At 41.9% G+C, this 18,013-nt stretch carries 20 protein-coding genes and 1 pseudogene; 16 read left to right on the plus strand and 5 right to left on the minus strand.

Annotated elements, in window-relative coordinates; all coding sequences use genetic code 11:
- Positions 1-147 precede the first annotated feature (147 nt).
- The 12 genes and pseudogenes from IRQ78_RS01615 (at position 148) to IRQ78_RS01665 (ending at position 9,462) form a co-directional block, all read left to right on the plus strand.
- The gene (locus IRQ78_RS01615; RefSeq protein ID WP_194441174.1) at positions 148-789 is read left to right on the plus strand and encodes a thermostable hemolysin; all 642 of its coding nucleotides are present in this window, start codon (positions 148-150) and stop codon (positions 787-789) included.
- Positions 786-2,243, plus strand: a pseudogene (locus IRQ78_RS20545) (AMP-binding protein); the annotation flags it as partial. The gene IRQ78_RS01615 and the pseudogene IRQ78_RS20545, both read left to right, overlap by 4 nt.
- A 12-nt stretch (positions 2,244-2,255) precedes the next feature.
- Positions 2,256-2,945 (plus strand): TenA family transcriptional regulator, encoded by a 690-nt coding sequence (locus IRQ78_RS20550; RefSeq protein WP_199528887.1) that lies wholly within the window; start codon positions 2,256-2,258, stop codon positions 2,943-2,945.
- The gene (locus IRQ78_RS01625; RefSeq protein WP_054563176.1) at positions 2,942-3,718 is read left to right on the plus strand and encodes an SDR family oxidoreductase; all 777 of its coding nucleotides are present in this window, start codon (positions 2,942-2,944) and stop codon (positions 3,716-3,718) included. The genes IRQ78_RS20550 and IRQ78_RS01625 overlap by 4 nt, the downstream gene beginning before the upstream one ends.
- A gap of 20 nt (positions 3,719-3,738) precedes the next feature.
- Positions 3,739-4,386: a tetratricopeptide repeat protein gene (locus IRQ78_RS01630; RefSeq protein WP_194441176.1), complete on the plus strand. Its 648-nt coding sequence runs from the start codon at positions 3,739-3,741 to the stop codon at positions 4,384-4,386.
- Positions 4,387-4,389: 3 nt separating this feature from the next.
- Positions 4,390-5,049 carry a response regulator transcription factor gene (locus tag IRQ78_RS01635; protein ID WP_138600140.1) on the plus strand — a complete coding sequence of 220 codons (660 nt, stop codon included), beginning with the start codon at positions 4,390-4,392 and terminating at the stop codon, positions 5,047-5,049.
- Positions 5,049-6,359: an ATP-binding protein gene (locus IRQ78_RS01640; RefSeq protein WP_194441177.1), complete on the plus strand. Its 1,311-nt coding sequence runs from the start codon at positions 5,049-5,051 to the stop codon at positions 6,357-6,359. The genes IRQ78_RS01635 and IRQ78_RS01640 overlap by 1 nt, the downstream gene beginning before the upstream one ends.
- 19 nt (positions 6,360-6,378) lie before the next feature.
- Positions 6,379-6,699 carry a cupredoxin domain-containing protein gene (locus IRQ78_RS01645; RefSeq protein ID WP_171041562.1) on the plus strand — a complete coding sequence of 107 codons (321 nt, stop codon included), beginning with the start codon at positions 6,379-6,381 and terminating at the stop codon, positions 6,697-6,699.
- Positions 6,683-7,432 carry an iron transporter gene (locus tag IRQ78_RS01650; protein WP_228482471.1) on the plus strand — a complete coding sequence of 250 codons (750 nt, stop codon included), beginning with the start codon at positions 6,683-6,685 and terminating at the stop codon, positions 7,430-7,432. The genes IRQ78_RS01645 and IRQ78_RS01650 overlap by 17 nt, the downstream gene beginning before the upstream one ends.
- Positions 7,420-8,124: a hypothetical protein gene (locus tag IRQ78_RS01655; RefSeq protein ID WP_138600143.1), complete on the plus strand. Its 705-nt coding sequence runs from the start codon at positions 7,420-7,422 to the stop codon at positions 8,122-8,124. Before IRQ78_RS01650 ends, IRQ78_RS01655 begins: the two co-directional genes overlap by 13 nt.
- 252 nt (positions 8,125-8,376) lie before the next feature.
- Complete coding sequence (locus IRQ78_RS01660) at positions 8,377-8,586, plus strand: cold-shock protein (protein WP_119852743.1); 210 nt, start codon at positions 8,377-8,379, stop codon at positions 8,584-8,586.
- A 168-nt stretch (positions 8,587-8,754) separates the two neighbouring features.
- The gene (locus tag IRQ78_RS01665; protein ID WP_082389280.1) at positions 8,755-9,462 is read left to right on the plus strand and encodes a substrate-binding periplasmic protein; all 708 of its coding nucleotides are present in this window, start codon (positions 8,755-8,757) and stop codon (positions 9,460-9,462) included.
- Positions 9,463-9,583: 121 nt separating this feature from the next.
- Here the strand turns inward: IRQ78_RS01665 and IRQ78_RS01670 are convergent, their stop codons facing one another.
- The 3 genes from IRQ78_RS01670 to udk form a co-directional block, all read right to left on the minus strand.
- On the minus strand, positions 9,584-10,312 hold the full coding sequence (locus IRQ78_RS01670) for a substrate-binding periplasmic protein (RefSeq protein ID WP_082389269.1): 729 nt from the start codon (positions 10,310-10,312) through the stop codon (positions 9,584-9,586).
- 157 nt (positions 10,313-10,469) lie between these two features.
- The gene (locus IRQ78_RS01675; RefSeq protein WP_054553401.1) at positions 10,470-11,693 is read right to left on the minus strand and encodes a NupC/NupG family nucleoside CNT transporter; all 1,224 of its coding nucleotides are present in this window, start codon (positions 11,691-11,693) and stop codon (positions 10,470-10,472) included.
- Positions 11,694-11,711: 18 nt separating this feature from the next.
- The gene (gene udk, locus IRQ78_RS01680; protein ID WP_138618998.1) at positions 11,712-12,341 is read right to left on the minus strand and encodes a uridine kinase; all 630 of its coding nucleotides are present in this window, start codon (positions 12,339-12,341) and stop codon (positions 11,712-11,714) included.
- A 191-nt stretch (positions 12,342-12,532) separates the two neighbouring features.
- Between udk and IRQ78_RS01685 the strand changes: the two genes are divergently transcribed.
- From IRQ78_RS01685 to IRQ78_RS01700, 4 genes are all read left to right on the plus strand, one after another.
- Positions 12,533-13,762 (plus strand): phosphopentomutase, encoded by a 1,230-nt coding sequence (locus IRQ78_RS01685; protein ID WP_194441178.1) that lies wholly within the window; start codon positions 12,533-12,535, stop codon positions 13,760-13,762.
- Positions 13,762-14,463 carry a purine-nucleoside phosphorylase gene (gene deoD / locus IRQ78_RS01690; protein ID WP_036972525.1) on the plus strand — a complete coding sequence of 234 codons (702 nt, stop codon included), beginning with the start codon at positions 13,762-13,764 and terminating at the stop codon, positions 14,461-14,463. The genes IRQ78_RS01685 and deoD overlap by 1 nt, the downstream gene beginning before the upstream one ends.
- A 189-nt stretch (positions 14,464-14,652) precedes the next feature.
- Positions 14,653-15,393 (plus strand): ferredoxin--NADP reductase, encoded by a 741-nt coding sequence (locus tag IRQ78_RS01695; protein ID WP_054553403.1) that lies wholly within the window; start codon positions 14,653-14,655, stop codon positions 15,391-15,393.
- A gap of 71 nt (positions 15,394-15,464) precedes the next feature.
- The gene (locus IRQ78_RS01700; RefSeq protein WP_054553404.1) at positions 15,465-16,172 is read left to right on the plus strand and encodes a nuclear transport factor 2 family protein; all 708 of its coding nucleotides are present in this window, start codon (positions 15,465-15,467) and stop codon (positions 16,170-16,172) included.
- Positions 16,173-16,349: 177 nt separating this feature from the next.
- Here the strand turns inward: IRQ78_RS01700 and IRQ78_RS01705 are convergent, their stop codons facing one another.
- Both IRQ78_RS01705 and IRQ78_RS01710 read right to left on the minus strand, forming a co-directional pair.
- Positions 16,350-17,561, minus strand: coding sequence for a type II toxin-antitoxin system HipA family toxin (locus tag IRQ78_RS01705; protein ID WP_194441401.1), 1,212 nt, complete (start codon positions 17,559-17,561; stop codon positions 16,350-16,352).
- A complete protein-coding gene (locus IRQ78_RS01710; RefSeq protein WP_054553620.1) occupies positions 17,551-17,850 on the minus strand; it encodes a helix-turn-helix transcriptional regulator in 300 nt (99 codons plus the stop codon). Before IRQ78_RS01710 ends, IRQ78_RS01705 begins: the two co-directional genes overlap by 11 nt.
- Between the last annotated feature and the right edge of the window lie 163 nt (positions 17,851-18,013).

The raw sequence follows: 18,013 nt of genomic DNA on the forward strand, positions 1-18,013 counted from the left end.
TAGCAGACTGGCATTTTTGTTTTTTATAAAAATAAAAGCATTAAATATCATGAGGTTGAAAAAAATTTATAAAAATTAATTTTTCTTAAGTTTTATTTAAGTTTCGCTCGATAAATTTTACACATAATCTAAGTGGAGCGAACAATTATGCTTTCAGTTCAACAATCACATCAAACTCAAGTTCAAGAGACGGCTTTTGTTTGCTCTCGTGAAGGAGGTCAATTCCGTGACCGCCTTGAGAGTAATATCAAGCAAGGTTTTGCTGCAGCTTATGATGCGAAAATTTCGCAGTTCATGCCGCTACTGTGTGAGCTTAATGTTGATGATGAAGTATGTACGTTAGGTCTTCGCTCTGCATCACAACCTTTGTTTATTGAACAATACCTCCCTGCGTCTATTGAGCACTTTGTCGGTGCCAAGCGTGAGCACATTTTTGAGCTAGGTAATTTATGCTCAACGCATCGAAAAGCCACCTTGGCACATTTTGTTTTAATGAACGAAGCACTCTATCAAGCAGGGGCAAAATATTTAGTGTTTTGTGCAACCCGTAAAGTGAGAGCGCTATTAAAAATGCTGGGTGTAAATTGCAAAGAAATCGGTGTTGCAAATGCGCAAGCACTTCAAGATCCAGCAAGCTGGGGTAGCTATTACGACAATCAACCAACCATTTGTGTGGTTGACCTAAACGAAGCTCATCAACGTGTTTTAAATACCCCCGTTTTATTCAATATCAAACAGCAGTGTTTACAGTCATCGCTTGAGCTTGCTGTATTTTTGGAGGCGTTATGAGTTGGTTAACACAGTTATCACATAAAGATAGCGATACCTTAATGATTTGCCACAAAAGCGATGGTGTGCGCTCACTAACTAAACAAGAATTTACTGAGCAAGTAACTCGTTTACTACCTACTTTGGCAGAATTTGATGCCCAAGGTGTGGCTTATCAATTAGATAACACACCTGCTTGGTGTGTATTAGAAGCTGCGCTTAGCGAGCTTAAAAGAGTGGCCATTCCGCTACCAACGTTTTTTACGGCTCAGCAAGTAGCGTTTGGTTTGCAAAATAGCGGAGCAGGGCTATTTGTATGTGACCGTGCTTACGAAGGTGAGCATGCTAAATTAGTGGCGTTAGTAGATGTATGTAAGCATTACCCTTTATATGTTTACCAATTGAGTAATACACAGCCTGTGCCATATTTTTCAAACACGCAAAAGATTACCTTTACGTCAGGCTCAACAGGCACACCGAAAGGCGTGTGTTTATCGCTTGAGAGTCAATTGCAGGTGGCAACATCACTTTATCAAAGCATTGATTTAGAAAAGCCAAACCATTTGTGTTTACTGCCGCTACCGGTTTTGCTTGAGAATTTAGCCGGTGTTTATGCGCCGCTATTAGCTGGTGGCACGGTTAATTTAGTGCCTTTAGCTGAACTTGGTTTTTCTGGTGCACAGTTACTTGAGCCACACAAATTAGTAGCCGCAATTGAGCGCACTGAGCCAAATACCCTTATTTTAGTGCCTGAACTACTGACTTGCTTAGTGGCTTTCGCAAAGCAAGGTTGGCAAGCACCTAAAAGCTTAAAGTTTATTGCAGTAGGTGGTGCTGTTGTAAGCCAAGCGCTTATTAAGCAAGCCCGTGAGTTCGGTTTACCGGTTTATCAAGGCTATGGTTTGTCTGAATCGTCATCGGTAGTGAGCTTAAACACTCGCGATGATGATGACATCGGCACCGCAGGGCGAGTACTTAAGCACATTCAATACAAAATTGAAAATGGCCAGCTTTATATCAAGGGTTCATTGTTTTTGGGGTACTTAGGTCAAGCCGGGCAAAATGCTGACGATTGGTATGCAACCGGCGATCTCGTTACTGAGCAAGCAGGTCGCTTGATTATACAAGGCCGCTTGAAAAATCAGCTGATCACCAGCTTTGGGCGCAATATCAGCGCCGAATGGCCAGAGTCGTTATTACTTAGCCACAGCCAGGTACAACAAGCGGTGGTGATTGGCGAAGGCCAGGCATTTTTAGCTGCGCTTATCTATGCAAACCAAGCGATGAATGACACTGAACTTGCTGCCCATATTACGGCACAAAACGCGCAACTACCCGAATACGCACAAATCAGAAAATGGCATCGAATGGCAGAGCCTATGAGCCACACGCAAGGTTTATTAACCAGCAATAGTCGCCCAAAACGCGATGTTATCAATCAATTTTTTGCTGCAGAGATCTCTGCACTTTATCAAGAGGCGACGAGCATGAGTCAATTTTTCAATACATTACAAGCCGAAACACAAACAGAGCGTGACTACCTTTTAGCTGCGCCGATTATTGGCCGCGTTTTTAAAGGTGAAGTAAGCCTAAGTGAATATGCATCGTTCTTAACGCAAGCTTATCACCATGTTAAGCACACAGTACCACTGTTGATGGCAGTCGGTGCAAAGCTGAGCGATAAACAAGAGTGGCTGCGCGAAGCTGTTGCAGAATACATCGAAGAAGAGTTAGGCCACCAAGAATGGGTGCTAAACGATATTGCAGCCTGTGGTTTTGATAAAGAGCAAGTGCGTCATTCTCGTCCACAGTTTTCGACCGAATTAATGGTGTCGTATGCCTATGATGCAATTAATCGCGGAAACCCATTAGCATTCTTTGGCATGGTTCATGTGCTTGAAGGTACTTCGATTGCATTAGCCGATAATGCAGCAGGGCAAATTCGTGAGGCTGTAGGCTTACCTAAAAAGGCGTTTACCTACCTTACTTCGCACGGTGCACTGGATATTGAGCATGTGAAGTTTTTCGAAAACCTCATGAACAAAATTGATAACGAGGACGACCAGCAAGCCATCATTCACGCCGCAAAATGTTTTTATAAATTGTACGGCAATATTTTCCGTGACCTCGATTCAGAACCTTTCTTTAGCGAGGCTGACTTGGAGCAAAGCGCATGAGTAGCCCAGTATGTGTGCTAACCGGTGCAACAGGGGGGATTGGCCGTGCTATTGCCCTTCGCCTTGCAAAAGAAGGTTGGCGTTTATTACTTGTTGGTCGAAATGTGAAGCAACTTGCTGCACTGCAATTGGAATGTGGCAATGATGCTGAGTATTTTCAGGCTGACCTAAGTAACAGTGAATCTCGCGATGACCTTGCTAAGTTTGCTCAGCAAATTGGCGGGGCAACGTTACTAATCAATAACGCAGGCGTTAATGTAATGCAGGGGTTTAGTGAAATTAGCGAGCAGCAAATTGATCACCTGTTAAATATTAATCTGCATGTGCCTATTAAATTATGTCAGCTGTTTTTACCACAAGTGACCCGCAATAAAGGCACGATTGTCAATATTGGTTCGTCGTTTGGCAGCATTGGTTATCCATATCAAACCTTGTACTGCGCTAGCAAGTTTGGCCTAAGAGGGATGACCGAAGCCCTTGCTAGAGAGCTCAGCCACAGCGATGTCAAAGTATTGTATTTAGCGCCTCGTGCGACTGACACCGCAATTAATTCGCCGCAAGTACGTGCGATGAACAAAGAGCTGGGTAACACAATGGATCCGCCAGAAAAAGTGGCTGATGCATTAATAGATTTAATTAAATCAAAAAAACGACGTCGTTTTATTGGTTTTCCAGAAACATTATTTGCCCGTATTAACGGCGCATTTCCATCACTTGTTGATAACGCAATAGCAAAACAACTTCCTAAAATTAAAAGTTTTTTTGCCAACTAAATTGATTAAGGTGAATGATTATGACTAAACTAAATTTAAAAGCCCTAATGATGTTAGGTGTTATCATGGCTGTGCCTGCAAAAGCCGACTTTAATAGCGATTTAAGTTCGGTGCAAAAGCAGTGGGCAGTGGTTAATTACGAATTAGTTGACGATGCGCAGTTAGATGCATTCGAAAAATTAGCGAGCGAAACCGCAGAGTTTACAAAAGCGAACGACCAGCAAGCAGCCAGCCATATTTGGTACGGTATTGTGCTATCGAGCTATGCGGGGGCGAAAGGAGGTTTAGGCGCGCTAGGTCTTGCAAAAGATGCGAAAGCACAATTTGAAAAAGCGCTAAGCCTAGATCCAAAAGCGCTTGATGGCTCAGCATACACGAGCCTTGCAACCTTATACGGTAAAGTACCTGGTTGGCCAATTGGGTTTGGTGATGACGATGAAGCGAAAAAATTGTTTAAGCAAGCGCTTGAATTAAACCCGCGTGGTATCGATAGCAACTATTTATATGCGTCATTCCTATATGACGAGCGCAAGTATAAATCAGCTAGAGAGTTTTTATTGGTTGCACAGCAAGCGCCAGCACGCCCTGATAGACCAAAAGCAGATCTTTACCGCCAACAAGAAATTACTAAGCTATTGGCTAAGGTAGAGAAAAAAATAAAGAGATAAACTATGCATTTATTGCTCGTTGAAGACGACCACTTAGTGGCAGAAGGCCTGTGTCGTTCTTTACGTCAACAAGGATACAGTGTTGAACATAGTTCGACCGTTAAGTCAGCGATGCAATGGCTGAAAAATGATGAAATTGAGCTGGTAGTCCTTGATTTAGGACTACCAGACGGTGATGGCATCGACATTTTAAAACACATCAAAAAGCATCGTAAAAACTTGCCCGTGGTGATTTTAACGGCTCGGGGCAGTATTGATGATAAAGTCATGGGGCTTGATTTAGGTGCTGATGATTACCTAGCAAAGCCTTTTGATCCCGCAGAATTATTTGCACGTCTTCGGGTTGCCAGCAGGCGTGTGACCCAAGCTCAGACCAGCACTTTAAAAGTCGGTGATGTTGAAATGGACACCGCCGCTTTTACCGTGAGCTTTCAAGGTGAGCCAGTAAACTTGCCGCGCAAAGAGTTTATGCTCCTTAAAGCCTTGCTAGAAAACCAAGGTCGCGTGCAATCAAAACAGCAGTTAGAAAGTAAACTGTACGAATGGGGCGAAGAGGTGGGGTCTAATACCATCGAAGTACACATTCATCACTTGCGTAAAAAATTCCCAAAAGAGTTTATTAAAACCTTGCGCGGCATTGGTTATGTGGTGGGTAAACGCTAGTGTCAATTCGTAAAAGGCTGACTCTACTTATATTGTCTATGGTGATCTTAACCTGCTTTTTGGCATTTACTAAAGGTTACCGTGAAAGTATGAATCAGGCTGAAGCACTGCTCGATAACGAGCTGGTAACGCTGGCACATGTGTTAATCGAGCAGCCACTCAGTAAAGAAACTCCAGCTTATACGAGTGATTTACCGCAGTTATTATTTCAAGTTTGGGTTGATGACAGCTTGGCCTCAAGCTCAAAATCATTGCAGCATAGCCCTAGCAATCAAAGTCAGTGGCAAACCGGGTTTAGTGTTGAGAACTTGGCTGGGCAACGCGTCAAAGTGTATCGCTTATGCGAAGGTAATAAGCGGGTGCTTATTGCTGAGCCTTTGAGTAAACGTGTGGCGCTAACCGAAACCGTGATTCTATCGGCCATGACGCCGCTGTTGTGGAGTGTGCCTATCCTTGCCCTCCTTATTAGTGTGTTTGTAAAACAAGGGCTTGCGCCACTAACTCGGTTATCAAATCAACTTAAACATCGTCAAGCAAATGACTTTACTGCAATCCCTTGGCAAACCCCAGAGCAAGAAATAAAACCCGTAATAAGCCGCTTAAACGATCTATTCAAACGGGTTGAAAGTGCCTATTTACGAGAGCGCTTTTTTGCTTCTGATGCGGCCCATGAACTGCGTACCCCGCTCAGTAGTTTAAAAATCAATGTGCATAATTTAGTGGCTCAAGGTGTTGAGAGTGTTGAGCTTGATGCGATGGAAAAAGGCGTTGATAAACTGAACAATATCGTTGAGCAAATGCTGATTTTGGGGCGTACTTATCCAGAGCAATGGCAAGCGCAATTTAGCCCCGTGTCGGTGTTAGAAATTAGCCAACAAGTTGTTGCACAACTTTATGATCGTATTGACGAAAAAGAGCATACCATAAGCATTGATGGCGATGATTTTATCATTGCCGGTGACGAATTCACCTTAGTTACTTTGTTTGGCAATTTACTGAGTAACGCCATAAAATATACCCCAGCTATGGGAGAAATTTGTATTACGCTGAAAACCGAAAATAATCGTTTTATTTGGCAAATAGATGACTCGGGTCCAGGTATTGATGAAGCTCAAAAACAGCGCATTTTTAACCGCTTTTACCGTGTGGGTGGTGATAAACATCCATCAGGTGAACAAGGAGCCGGGCTTGGTATGGCCATTGTTGAACACATAGTCTCGATTTATAATGCTGATATTGCTTTAGCAGATAGTCACCTTGGTGGCTTGCGAGTGAGTGTCTCTTTTATGCAAGGAGATGTCAGTGAATAAATGGATTTTAGCGCTTTCTATGCTGCTACTATGTATGTCGTCTTGGCTTGCCTATGCCAAAGAGTACAAGCTGATTTTAAAAGATCATTTGTTTTACCCCGCTGAAATAACAGTACCTGCCAATAAAAAGCTGCGATTAGTTATCGAAAACCAAGATGATACCCCAGAAGAGTTCGATAGCTTTGACTTAAACCGTGAAAAAGTGCTCTACCCAGGTCGTAAGAGTGTCATTTATATCGGACCGCTCAGCCCTGGACGTTATGATTTTTTTGGAGAATTTTCGCCTAATACAGCCAGAGGAACTGTCGTGGCTACGGAGGTGAATGATGCTGATAACTAGTTTATTAATGAGCATTAATCAGCTTTTACCTGTGGTTATTTTAGCTGTGCTTTTGAGTTTGATCGTGCCTTTAAGTCAGCGCCAGCTGAGTATTTATGCCGTTATTGGTACCCTGATGAGCTTAGTATTTGTACAAGCCGCTGCTTGGCTGAGTCAGTTATTTGATCACCGAGGCTTAGAGTTCATACAAATGCTGCTGTGTATAATGATTTTTGTCGCTGCACTAATGAGTTGTCAGCATCGAAAAACGGCGGCTGCACTGGCCTTGATTGCAACCATGACCTTGTATTTAAGCCATTACATGATCTATTTGGTCAGCTTTTGGCACAGTAAAGATACCGCTGAGCCATTGATACTCGGTACATGTTTAGGTGTGGGCATTTGTATTAGTTTTGGTGTGTTATTGTTCTTTTTACTGGAAAGTATCGTCAGACGTGCAGGTGTGCAGCCTTTAGTCGTGCTGCTTGCCTTTAATGCAACAGCAAAGTTATTGATATTTCTCGATTTAGCAAGTCAGGTCGACTTACTAGACGTGACCTCAAATTATTTAGATTGGCGTGGATTTTTAGTTGAAAACTCAGAGCTTGGGCGCGTATTAAAAGCCTTAGTGGGCTACGAAGCCACGCCGAGTAAAACTGCGCTCTGGGTGTATGTTATTGCTGCTGTAGTATTTATTGCCTTAGCGCGCGTTTTAAAAATTAAAAAGACAGAGGAGCCAGTATGCGGTTCTTAATAATTAGCTTAAGTTGCTTGTTGTTAGCAAGTGTCAGCCAAGTCGCGCAGGCAGATGGCATGGTGGTTGATAAAGTATATCACCCTTATGTGATGCCGTTTGAACGTGAGGTCGAGTGGCGTTTAGTGTCTCGGCAAACCGATAACGGTAATGTCCTTGCACAGCGTGCAGGCTTTGGTGGCGCAATTAACGACACCATGAGTCTTGAGGGCTACTTAGTTGGCGAACGAGATGATAACGGTGATTTTGGCTTATCTTCGTATGAGCTTGAGTTACGTTGGCAGCTGGTTGAGCAAGGCCGTTTATGGGCCGATTGGGGAGCGTTATTTGAGCTTGAAAAGCAGCATAATATCGATGCATACGAAGCAACAACTGGGTTTTTATGGGAAAAAGAGTTTGGCCGTACAAGCCTGACTATGAACGCATTTTTAGTGTATGAATGGGGCGCTGATATTGCAAACGAGTGGGAAAGCGAGTTTCGCTTACAATACCGTTATCGCTATCGTTCAGCCTTTCAACCATCGATAGAAATCTATGCGGGAGAGGACTTTTTTGGGGTTGGTCCAGGCTTTATTGGGCTACACAGATTTAGCCCTAAACGCCAGTTAAAATGGGAAGCGGGTTTTATTAGTGAACTTAGTCAATCGGGCAAAGATCACAGCTTTCGTTTAGCACTTGAGTTTGAGTTTTAAGGACTGTTTTAGTTACTTTAAAGTAGCTTAAGTGCCCTGTTTATATAGCCTAGCAAACGATAGTATTTGACATATTCTGGCAACTCTATATAGTGAGCGGTAGCTAAAAAGCGTGTAATTAATAAATCTTTATTTCGTTGTTGTATAAGTAATACTTGTAGTACCGTCCTGAAGTTTTTAAGTTCCATCTGATTTTTTGCTACACCCGCCCACTACGGGCAATATTTAATTTTTTATATCAGGAATATGACTATGTCTAACGTTGTTTCAGGTACAGTTAAGTGGTTTAACGAATCTAAAGGTTTTGGTTTCATCGAGCAAGAAAATGGTCCAGACGTTTTCGCTCACTTCAGCGCTATCCAATCTGAAGGTTTCAAAACTTTAGCTGAAGGCCAACGTGTAGAGTTCACTCTATCACAAGGTCAAAAAGGCCCTCAAGCGGACAACATCAAGCCGCTATAATTTTACTGAAAAGTAAAATAGAGAAGAAGCAAGCTACGGCTTGCTTTTTTTATGTCTAAAAATTGACTGGACTAGTTAATATTTCTATATTTAATGCAGCTGTGTCATTAGAGTGTATTAATTATTTTAAAATATTTGTTGTTAGCGTGCCTAAGCTTTGCACCTGTAGTGTTTGCAAAAGAAAGTGTCACCATTTACACCGAGCATTTCCCGCCATATAACTTCTCAAATAAAGGGCATTTAGAGGGTATTAACTTAAAGTTTGTTAAGGCCATGTGCATCGATGCCAAAATTAAGTGCAATTTTGAGCTCTTACCTTGGTCAAGAGCATTCCACTTGGCGCAACAACAGCCCTTGTCAGGGTTAGTCTCTACAGCCCGAATTACGCAAAGAGAAAAGCTATTTAACTGGGTAGGGCCGTTGGCCTCATCGCGAAATTTCTTTTATAGATTAAAATCAAATGAGCGTATTAATCCACTTGATCTACCCCAGGTAAAAGAACATAGCCTATGTGTTGTGCGTAATAGTATCTATGAGCAATTTGTAGAAACAATTGGTTTTAGTGATGGTAAAAATTTGCTGAAAGTGAGTCATAGTTATGAGTGTCTTAATTTATTTTTCAAAAATAAAATCGAGCTAATTATTGGTTCAGATCTATCATTTGATTATCAGCTAACTCAATACGGGCACCCTGGACGAGAAGTCGTTAAGCTAGTTGAGCTTCCTCTTAACGATACATTAGGGAATTATTTAGCATTAAATAAAAACATACCCATCGATGTAGTTGAACGTTTGCAATCAAGTTACGAAAAGCTAATTGCTCAGGGTAAGTTAGACTTTTTTATTGAGCAATATAGTAATACCAATACAAAATAATTTTTATTAGTCATCGTTAGCCGTTGAAGCTATCGGTAGCTGAGTACTACTATCATGGTGCAGTGTAAAAGGCACTGGGGGTTGTTCAGAGTAGCAAATAACGAATTTTTCTTGCTCTTACTTAAGGCCTATTTGTTCGCATGACCTGACTATATAGCGTTGATGCCTGAATCTCAGCAAACGCATTTTTTAATGCATTGATATGGTGTGGGTTAGTATTTTTGTTTGCAGCTAGGAACCCTTTCATCGCTAAAAAATCAATTGCAAAGGCAAAGTGTAAGCGCGATTCATCAAGGCCTAATTCATTAGCCATAGCGGCGATATAGTTTTTATCGTCAATGATTAAATCAACCTTCCCCGACATCAACAACTGATATGACTTATTGATGTCTGAAGTATACACAACAGTGTAACCGCGCTCAGTTAAGCGTTGTGCTGCTAAGTCATGACGCTGAACTGCTATCTTGTATTGTTTGGCTTGCTCATTAGAGGTGATGTTTATATCGCGGCGTTCGCTTAATTTCACAAAGCCCATTTCATAGGTGGCTACTTCACCAATCCAATAGAAATGATGTTCACGCTCTGGAGTTTTAGCCATGCTGTAAATGAAAGTATTCGGCTTTTTTAGTGCCATATTATAAGCACGGGCCCAAGGGTAGAGCTCTATATTGGCATTTAAGTTTGCTTTGGCAAAAATAGCTCTTACTAATTCAGTGCTTTTACCAGCAACTTGGTTATTGATCAAGGTTTGATTGGGCGGTGATAGTTCGGTAACAACGGTTAGGGTCGGCTTGCAAAGGGCTGGCCAACTTAAGAAAAAGGTTAGTATATAAATTCTAAAATAGTTCATTTATGCACTTAAAAGGATTTAGTAAATAAATCTTAGCACATAAAACGATAAAAGGGCCTTGCGGCCCTTGGTGAAGTATCGTTCAAGTCAGATAGACCTTTAACCCCTTAAAGTCCTATCCTATTGTTTTGCAACTACGGCTCATCTCATTAAGTTTCTAAGCTAGCGAGAGGAAAAAACCTGCAATTGCTGCACTCATGAGGTTAGCCATAGATCCTGCTAACACTGCTCTGAGCCCTAAGCGTGCGATATCCTTTCGCCGACTAGGCGCCATACCGCCTAATCCACCTAGTAAAATTGCTATCGATGATAAGTTAGCAAACCCACATAACGCGAATGTGACAATCGCTTGTGTGTGCGCACTTAACGTATCGCGATAATTAATAAAGTCGAGGTAAGCAACAAATTCGTTAACTACAACCTTCTGACCTATAAAACTGCCTGCGATTACTGCTTCGTCCCAAGGTACACCTAATAACCATGCAACTGGAGCGAATACGTAACCTAAAATTTCTTGTAGCGTTAATGTTGGATGATCAAACCAACCACCAATACCGCCTAATAACCCATTTAGAAGTGCAATAAGTGCTACGAAAGCAAGTAACATCGCACCTACGTTCAGTGCTAGTTGCATACCGTTTGCGGCACCTGATGCGGCAGCATCAATTACGTTTACCGGTTTTTCTTCTTGTACGTCTAAATCAGCTAAATCTTCTTTTGGTGTTTCGGTCTCTGGCACAATCATTTTTGCCATTAAGAAACCACCTGGTGCCGCCATAAAGCTGGCTGCAATTAAGTATTTAAGCTCTACACCAATTGTTACGTAACCTGCCATAACAGAACCTGCTACGGTAGCAAGGCCACCTACCATTACCGCAAATAGCTCTGACTTAGTCATGCTGGCGATAAATGGCTTAACAATCAATGGTGCTTCTGTTTGACCAACGAAAATATTGGCGGTTGCAGAAAGCGATTCAGGGCGCGAGGTTTTCAATAGCTTTTGTAAGCCACCACCTAGAATCTTGATTATCCAATCCATCACCCCGATGTGATACAACACAGCAACGAGTGCTGAGAAGAACACGATAACGGGCAATACTTGTATCGCAAAAATAAACCCTAGGGTATCTTGCGATGCCAGTGAGCCAAATAAGAAGCTAATTCCGTCATTGGCATAACCAATAACCGATGAGACGCCTCGCGACATACTTGCCAGTACGTTTTTGCCCACTTCGAAGAACAAGACAAAGCCACCAATTAACACTTGAAGTAAAAAGGCGATGCCTACAGTTCTTAAATTAATTGCTTTACGGTTCGTTGAAGCCGCAAAAGCAATGCCTAGTAGCACAACAATGCCTACTAAGCTCATAAATGTTGTCATACTGACTGTTTCCCGTTGTTATTGTTGCAGTAAATATTTTATTTTACTTTTAATTATATCAATGGCAACGCGATTCATACCGCCGCGTGTGACTACGAGATCAGCTTTGTGCTTAGATGGCTCAATAAACTGATAAAACATAGGTCGCACTGTCGCTTGATATTGATCAACAACGGACTGTAATGTTCTGCCACGCTGCTCCATATCTCGTTGCATACGGCGCATAAGGCAGATATCTAACGGTGTATCAATGAACACCTTAATATCAAATTCTTTTCGAAGTGCCGGATCACTCAGTAGCAAAATACCTTCAACGATAAGTACTTTTGCAGGTGCCACTCGACGCGTTTCATCGCTTCGGGTATGCATTGCATAGTCATAAGTTGGTACGTCTACTGATTCTCCAGCGCGCAATTGAAGTAAGTGCTCATGCAAAAGCTCATGCTCGAAAGCATCAGGGTGGTCGTAATTGGTTTGCGTTCGATGGTCAAACGGCAAATGCGACTGGTCTTTGTAATAAGCATCTTCTTCGATCACTGCGATCGCGCCCGGTTCAAGCTCATTGACTAATTCGTTATAAATTGTCTTGCTAAAAAGAGACTTGCCCGACGCAGATGCGCCAGCAATAGCTATAATTGTTCGTGTCACTAAAGTTCTCGCCCACACAGAAGGAAACATTGTTAGGTAGATCACAATAGCAAAAAAGACACGATTAATCTCTTTTGCTTCGCTTAGAAATGCAAATTTATAATGTTTCCGTTTTATGAAACAGGACTTATGTCCTGTACCAAAAATTCAAAGAGCATATAAAGTATTCACATATTGATAACGAGGTACCCATGGCAAGAGCACTCATCTTAATGGCAGATAGCCTAGGAATTGGCGCAGCACCTGACGCAGAAAAGTTTGGTGACGTAGGTGCAAATACCTTCGCTCATTTACTTAAAGCCTATGCAGAAGAAACTGGTGAGCACTTATCGCTTCCTAATCTTACCCGTTTAGGTTTAGCTGATGCATGCGAAGCCGCAGGTAAAGAACCTTGTTTAGTCAGTGACCGCCAAGCACCTATTGGCGCATGGGGTTACGCTAAAGAGTTATCAAGTGGTAAAGACACGCCTTCAGGACACTGGGAAATGGCCGGTGTACCTGTGTTATTTGATTGGGGTTATTTCCCAAACACACAGCCGTGTTTTCCACAAGAATTTGTTGATGAGCTAATTGCTCGCGCAGAGATTCCTGGCATTTTAGGTAACTGTTATGCCTCAGGAACGACCATTTTAGAACAGCTAGGTGAAGAGCATATGCAAACCGGTATGCCGATTTGCTACACCTCAGTTGATAGCGTGTTTCAAATAGCCGCGCACGAAGAATCATTTGGACTGGAGAAACTTTATCAGGTTTGCGAAATCGCACGGGCGCTGCTTGATGAAATGAACATAGGAAGAGTGATTGCGCGGCCATTTTTGGGTTCGAGCCGTGACGATTTTGCCCGTACAGGCAATCGTCGTGACTATTCGGTGTTACCTCCGTCGCCAACCTTGCTTGATAAATTATCGCAAGACGGCGGTGAAGTGATCAGTATTGGTAAAATTGCCGATATCTATGCGCACCAAGGCATCACCCAAAAATACAAAGCGCCAGGGCTAATGAACTTGCTTGAGAAAACCTCAGAAGTAATCGCAAGCGCACCTGACCATAGTTTGATTTTTACAAACTTAGTTGATTTTGATGAAAAGTACGGTCATCGCCGTAATGCAGTTGGCTATGCTAAAGCATTAAAAGAGTTTGATGATTACCTACCGACCATCTTAAATCAGCTAAATAGTGATGATGTGTTAATTATCACGGCCGATCACGGATGTGATCCAACAGCAGCAGGCACTGACCATACACGTGAATACGTGCCAGTACTTGCATACCAACCGGGAATGACAAACACCCCGCTTGGAGAACGAGCTAGTTTTGCAGACATAGGTCAAACCCTTGCCCAGTGGTTTAATCTTCCTGCACTTGAATACGGTGATAGCTTTAACGACAAGCTATTAGCGAACAAAAAAGGAAACCAATAATGAGTACTCCTCATATCAGCGCCAATGTAGGCGAATTTGCAGAAACGGTATTAATGCCGGGTGATCCGCTTCGCGCTCAATACATTGCTGAAAACTTTTTAGATGACGCAAAACAAGTAACAGGCGTTCGTAATATGTATGGTTTTACCGGTACCTACAAAGGTAAGCCAGTGAGTATTATGGGTTCTGGGATGGGTATTCCATCAATGTCAATTTATGCCCGTGAATTGATCGTTAGTTACGGCGTTAAAAATCTAATTCGTATTGGTACCTGTGGCGGTATTGGTAGCGATATCAAAATCCGTGACGTTATCTTTGCACAAGGTGCAAGCACAGATTCAAACGTAAACCGTGCGCGCGTACGTGGTTACGACTTTGCCGCAATTGCTGATTTCGGTTTACTACTTAACGGCGTAAACGCAGCAAAAGAATTAGGCATTGAAGCAAAAGTAGGTAATGTATTTACAACAGATACATTCTACCAAGCAGATAACACATTCTATCAAGAATTAGACAAGCTAGGCGTACTTGCTGTTGATATGGAAACAGCTGGCATGTACGGCGTAGCCGCTGAATACGGCGCAAAAGCGATGGCACTATTTACTGTAAGTGACCACGTAATCACTGGTGAAGCAACACCAAGTGAAGAGCGTCAAAGCACCTTTAACGAAATGGTTAAAATTGCTTTGGAATCAATTTAAATAAGTTCCTTGGTAACGTATTCACTGAAATTTGGAAACACGCCCAAAGTGAAGTGAGACTAACCTCAAAGCCGCATTTATGCGGCTTTTTTTATGACTATGTATTTATGCTCGCAACCGCCCCTTAAAACTTGAAAATTCAAGCAATTGTTGCCACTTTTAGTAGAGGAACAACAATTAAGGATGTGTATGTCTAATTGGGTTGAAGCTAAAGTTAAAGATGTTAAATGGTGGACCGACTCACTATTTAGCTTAATTGTTAATGCCGATGTTGAACCATTTGTAGCAGGGCAGTTTACAAAGCTTGCTATGCAAGTGGGTGATAAACGGGTTGCACGTGCATATTCTTATGTTAATGCGCCGAATAATCCCGACCTCGAATTTTATCTGATTAATGTTAAAGACGGTCAACTTTCTCAACAACTTGCGCAATTAAAGCCGGGTGACTCAGTGACTATAGAGCGCCGCGCGACAGGCTTTTTTACCCTTGATGAAGTGCCAAGCAGTGAGCAGCTTTATATGCTGAGTACAGGTACTGCGCTTGGGCCTTTTATATCAATATTAGAGCAGGGCGAAGTGTGGCAAAAGTTTGAGCATGTTCACTTAGTGCATGGAGTTCGTTTTAATGAGGACTTAAGTTATCAAGCGCGCATTAAAGCACTACAGCAGCAGTACCCAAATCTTTACTACTCACCTGTAGTCAGCAGAGAGTCAGCCACAATCGGTTTTAATGGCCGGATCACTGACGTAATAAAAGACCGTCGCTTATTTGATGTAGTAGAGCTTCCTGTTAAACCTGACTCGACACAGTTCATGATTTGCGGTAATCCAGAAATGGTAAAAGATACCACGGCCATTTTGTTAGAGCTTGGTTTTAGCCGCAACAGACGTCGTGAGCCTGGGCAGATCACCGTTGAGCAATATTGGTAAAAAACTATGCCAAACTGTGAGAATTTGCTACCTTAACGCCTTAAATCAGGCATGATGTATTTAGGAAAAGTATGAAACCGTTATTTTTGGCAATTAGTTTATTATTCTCTTGGCAGTCATTTGCTAGTGAAGAAACCACTGAACAAGCCGAGCCTCAAACTAGCCATGAACAAAAAGCCGAAAAGAAAGACGTACCTAGTTTAGAGTTTATTGAAGAAAAGCCAGTAACAGAGCAAAAAGTAATTTCTGAATCTAAGAAAGAGGTCGCAGAAGTTGATGATAGTAAAGTACTCGGTACTCAAACGCCTACACCTGCCGAGCAACCAAAAACAGTTGAAGAAAAGCAGCAAGCAGTTGATGAGGCTGAAAAGGCCGTAAAGCAAGCAAAAGAGGCGCTAACAGCCAAGCAACAAGAAAAAGCGCGTCAGTCACGAGAATCAATCGCTGTAATTGAGCAATTAATAGCAGCATATAATGCTCGTAATATTGATGCATTTATTAAAATGTATGATGAAAACGTCGAGTTTTACACATTCCCAAATGAGTTAATGTTCACAGGGAAAGAAAAGCTTATAGCTCGTTATGGCATCATGTTTAAAAAGCTTAAATGTATAAAATCGTCTCCAATTAAACGAATTGTGCATGGAAATATTGTGATTGACCATGAGCTATCAGAGACTTGTTCACAAGACCCTAAGGTGGTTGATAAGCGAGCTGAATTTGTCACTAGTTATAAAATAGAAAATGGTAAAATAACCAAAGTGTTATTCTTCCGCTAGAAAAAGAGCAGCCCAGCTGCTCTTTTTTTATGGGTGAAAGTTAGTGGGTTCAAGCTAGCGAGTTTCGAGATATGAGGTAGCAGCGATTTTACATCGCGTCCTAGAACCTAAATCCCAGCGCCTATGACGCGGGATAAACCTGCTGCTACATGTGGGCGTGAAACTTGTTTCGCGCTATTAATCTTCATTAATTTCAGGAATTACACCTTTTAAACGGGTGATATCTTCATCACTAACGTCTGCAAAATGTTTAAAGTGAGTCGGCCAATCTTTGCAATATTCTTCAATCTCTTTAATGATGTTTTTTGCTGCTGAATTTGCTAACCCAAATCGCTTAGCCTGAGATAAAAAATTGCTTTTACTTGCATAACGGCCATCATCACCAAAGCCAAGACCATGTTGTTTTGAGTTGTTTATTGGAGTGATGTCATAGGCTGGACTTAATCGCCAATTTTTTTGTGAAAATGAATATAGGAATGCATGATTGCGAGTGTGATCATCTGTATTACCAATATACGCATTGAACACCATTCGCTTAAACAACTCTTCAGCATCACCTGCATTTTGCATTGTTTGATGCCTTATAAATTCAGCTAATTGACCATATGAGTAGTCACTTGAAAGATCACTCATAGCAACTTTGGGTTTTTGCAGTAAGCTATTCGCACTTAAAAAGTGGTGTGTTGGTAACCCATTACTAACATCAAACCGCTCAACAAGTAGCACATCACCGGTATGTGTTTTATGAATAAAGGTAGGAGCCGTTCGAATACCAAGCTGTTCCGCCATTTTCATTGCAGCATGTTCAGCTCTGACTAGATTGAATAAATCATCTTGGCGATTGAATTTTGCTAAGTAGAGTTTGTTGTCAATTTGTATAGAAGTTTTTGGTCTAGCTCCCCCCATGCTTTGGCCAAACTCAAATGCTTTCTTAGCTTCATCAGAAATTGTTTTATTCGCCAGCAAGTCATCTTTAGCTTGGTCTAGCAAGGCTAAATCAGACAAGGTGTTTTTGTTAGTTTTATGCTTTGAGGCACTTCGCGAGAGGCTAAAAACAAGCGCTCCTACGCCATATCCAGACCCAGCTAATAAAAATTCTAACTCGTTTTTGGGTTTTGTAGTATGAAGCGAAAGAATTAACTTGCGCCCCCACGAGTCAGCTCCTGCATCACTCAATACGCCAAATACACCTCTGTTTGCGCTGTAACTGAAAATCCCCGATTTTAATGGCAGATGTATTGGATCTAGAGCAAAGGCATCGCTTCGGGCTAAATAGCTCTTACCATAGTTGAACTCACCGCGACCTGATTGATTATCTAATTTAAAGTAACCACAGATAACGGGTTTTTCTTCTAAACCATCTATAAAAACATAGCACTCAGAAGTCATCATTGATTTCCTGTGGTGAATTTCGTTTGCGTTGGCGAGCATTGTATCCACCTACGTCGGCCGCTAATTCATTTATTTCATCGAGAAGCGATCCCTGTAAGTTAAGTACAACCAGCGCTTCAAAAAGAATGTCACTTTTCACAACATCACCTTGCTCCAACTTTTGTACAGTTGAACGTGATACCCCAATCATTTTCGCAAATGTACTTTGCGTATAATGAAGTGTTCGGTGCTGGCGTATCAAATCGCCCAGCTTTTGTGCCATTTTTGCAGCCTGTTCAGAACGCATATTGATTACTTTTTTAATCATTAGATACTTAATGATTAGTTTAGCGGTATTTGGTTTTTTTGCAATAGAGGGGGATTAAGTTAGTGGGTTCAAGTTAGCGAGAGTAAAGTTAGCGAGTTTCGAGGTACGAGGTAGCAGCGATTTTACATCGCGTCCTGGCGCC

The organism is Pseudoalteromonas simplex (assembly GCF_015278155.1).
GTDB lineage: Bacteria > Pseudomonadota > Gammaproteobacteria > Enterobacterales > Alteromonadaceae > Pseudoalteromonas > Pseudoalteromonas simplex.

Excerpts from the sequence above, each read along its gene's own strand:
- IRQ78_RS01630 (WP_194441176.1), top strand. The coding sequence starts at position 3,739 with ATGACTAAACTAAATTTAAAAGCCCTAATGATGTTAGGTGTTATCATG.
- IRQ78_RS01695 (WP_054553403.1), top strand. The coding sequence starts at position 14,653 with ATGTCTAATTGGGTTGAAGCTAAAGTTAAAGATGTTAAATGGTGGACC.
- IRQ78_RS01650 (WP_228482471.1), top strand. The coding sequence starts at position 6,683 with ATGATGCTGATAACTAGTTTATTAATGAGCATTAATCAGCTTTTACCT.
- IRQ78_RS01615 (WP_194441174.1), top strand. The coding sequence starts at position 148 with ATGCTTTCAGTTCAACAATCACATCAAACTCAAGTTCAAGAGACGGCT.
- IRQ78_RS01710 (WP_054553620.1), bottom strand. The coding sequence starts at position 17,850 with ATGCGTTCTGAACAGGCTGCAAAAATGGCACAAAAGCTGGGCGATTTG.
- IRQ78_RS01635 (WP_138600140.1), top strand. The coding sequence starts at position 4,390 with ATGCATTTATTGCTCGTTGAAGACGACCACTTAGTGGCAGAAGGCCTG.
- IRQ78_RS01625 (WP_054563176.1), top strand. The coding sequence starts at position 2,942 with ATGAGTAGCCCAGTATGTGTGCTAACCGGTGCAACAGGGGGGATTGGC.
- IRQ78_RS01685 (WP_194441178.1), top strand. The coding sequence starts at position 12,533 with ATGGCAAGAGCACTCATCTTAATGGCAGATAGCCTAGGAATTGGCGCA.
- IRQ78_RS01660 (WP_119852743.1), top strand. The coding sequence starts at position 8,377 with ATGTCTAACGTTGTTTCAGGTACAGTTAAGTGGTTTAACGAATCTAAA.
- IRQ78_RS20550 (WP_199528887.1), top strand. The coding sequence starts at position 2,256 with ATGAGTCAATTTTTCAATACATTACAAGCCGAAACACAAACAGAGCGT.
- deoD (WP_036972525.1), top strand. The coding sequence starts at position 13,762 with ATGAGTACTCCTCATATCAGCGCCAATGTAGGCGAATTTGCAGAAACG.
- IRQ78_RS01705 (WP_194441401.1), bottom strand. The coding sequence starts at position 17,561 with ATGACTTCTGAGTGCTATGTTTTTATAGATGGTTTAGAAGAAAAACCC.
- IRQ78_RS01645 (WP_171041562.1), top strand. The coding sequence starts at position 6,379 with ATGCTGCTACTATGTATGTCGTCTTGGCTTGCCTATGCCAAAGAGTAC.
- IRQ78_RS01670 (WP_082389269.1), bottom strand. The coding sequence starts at position 10,312 with ATGAACTATTTTAGAATTTATATACTAACCTTTTTCTTAAGTTGGCCA.
- IRQ78_RS01700 (WP_054553404.1), top strand. The coding sequence starts at position 15,465 with ATGAAACCGTTATTTTTGGCAATTAGTTTATTATTCTCTTGGCAGTCA.
- IRQ78_RS01655 (WP_138600143.1), top strand. The coding sequence starts at position 7,420 with ATGCGGTTCTTAATAATTAGCTTAAGTTGCTTGTTGTTAGCAAGTGTC.
- IRQ78_RS01675 (WP_054553401.1), bottom strand. The coding sequence starts at position 11,693 with ATGACAACATTTATGAGCTTAGTAGGCATTGTTGTGCTACTAGGCATT.